Here is a 1,382-nt window from a genome sequence, read left to right on the forward strand (position 1 = left end):
GGGACTGTCAGAAGAACGGTGTGTGAGGGTCCGGCCTGATCCGAGAGGAGACGGCCGTGGCTGACACGACCGATTTGTTGGACGACGAGATGATTGATCCCGTGACGGGAGAGATCATCGATCAGAAAGACCTCGCCGCGCGCTTACTGGCGCAGGCGAAGGAGCAGGGTGTGAGCCTGGTCGGGCCAGGAGGCCTGCTAAACCAGCTCACGAAAAACGTGCTTGAGACCGCGCTGAACGCTGAGCTGACCGAGCATCTCGGTCACGAGCACGGCGAGACCCCAATGGGGGTGAACATGCGCAATGGGACCCGGACTAAGACGGTGCTCACCGAGATCGGGCCGGTGGAGATCGAGGTTCCTCGGGATCGTGACGGGTCGTTCGAGCCGGTGATCGTGCCCAAGCGCAAGCGCCGGCTGGACGGGATCGATCAGATCGTGCTGTCGCTGACCGCGCGCGGGCTGACGACCGGGGAGATCGCCGCTCACTTCGACGAGGTCTATGGGGCGAAGGTCTCCAAGGACACGATCAGCCAGATTACCGAGAAGGTCACCGGGGAACTCGCGGAGTGGGCTTCCCGCCCGCTGGATGCGATCTATCCGGTGATCTTCGTCGACGCGATCGTGGTGAAGGTTCGTGACGGGCAGGTCCGCAACACCCCGTTCTACGTCGTCATGGGCGTCACGACGAACGGGGAACGCGACATCCTGGGTATCTGGGCCGGCGACGGCGCGGAAGGGGCGAGGTTCTGGCTGCAGGTGTTCAGCGAGCTGAAGAACCGCGGGGTCGAGGACGTGCTGATCGCGGTGTGCGACGGCCTCAAGGGGTTGCCGGAAGCGATCAACACCACCTGGGAGCAGGCGGTCGTGCAGCAGTGCATCGTGCACCTGATCCGCAACTCGTTCCGTTATGCCGGCCGGCAGCACCGGGATGCGATCGTCCGTTCGCTCAAGCCCGTTTACACGGCCCCGTCCGAGCAGGCGGCGAAGGACAGGTTCGAGGAGTTCGCCGCCGAGTGGGGTGAGCGGTATCCAGCGATCGTGCAGCTCTGGCGCAACTCCTGGGCGGAGTTCGTGCCGTTCCTCGAATACGACGTCGAGATCCGTCAAGTGATCTGCACGACCAACGCGATCGAGTCGATCAACGCGAGATACCGGCGGGCCGTCCGAGCCCGCGGGCACTTCCCGAACGAGCAAGCGGCGTTGAAGTGCTTGTACCTGGTGACACGCTCGCTTGACCCCACCGGCGGCGGGAGGGCACGCTGGATGATGAGGTGGAAGCCCGCGCTGAACGCGTTCGCGATCACCTTCGCCGGACGGTTCGAAAGAACCACTCACTAATGAGAACCGCCGGACCCCACACACCGTTTAACGGACAGACCC

At 64.0% G+C, this 1,382-nt stretch carries 1 protein-coding gene; it reads left to right on the forward strand.

Features of this window, described 5'->3' with window-relative positions:
* The first annotated feature begins 89 nt into the window (after positions 1-89).
* Positions 90-1,340 carry an IS256 family transposase gene (locus EWV37_RS15400; RefSeq protein WP_129702506.1) on the forward strand — a complete coding sequence of 417 codons (1,251 nt, stop codon included), beginning with the start codon at positions 90-92 and terminating at the stop codon, positions 1,338-1,340.
* Positions 1,341-1,382 lie beyond the last annotated feature (42 nt).

The organism is Kocuria carniphila (assembly GCF_004136555.1).
Taxonomy (GTDB): Bacteria; Actinomycetota; Actinomycetes; order Actinomycetales; family Micrococcaceae; genus Kocuria; species Kocuria carniphila.

What these genes read in the sequence shown, in the direction of transcription:
- EWV37_RS15400 (WP_129702506.1), top strand. Translation starts at nt 90, where the DNA reads ATGATTGATCCCGTGACGGGAGAGATCATCGATCAGAAAGACCTCGCC.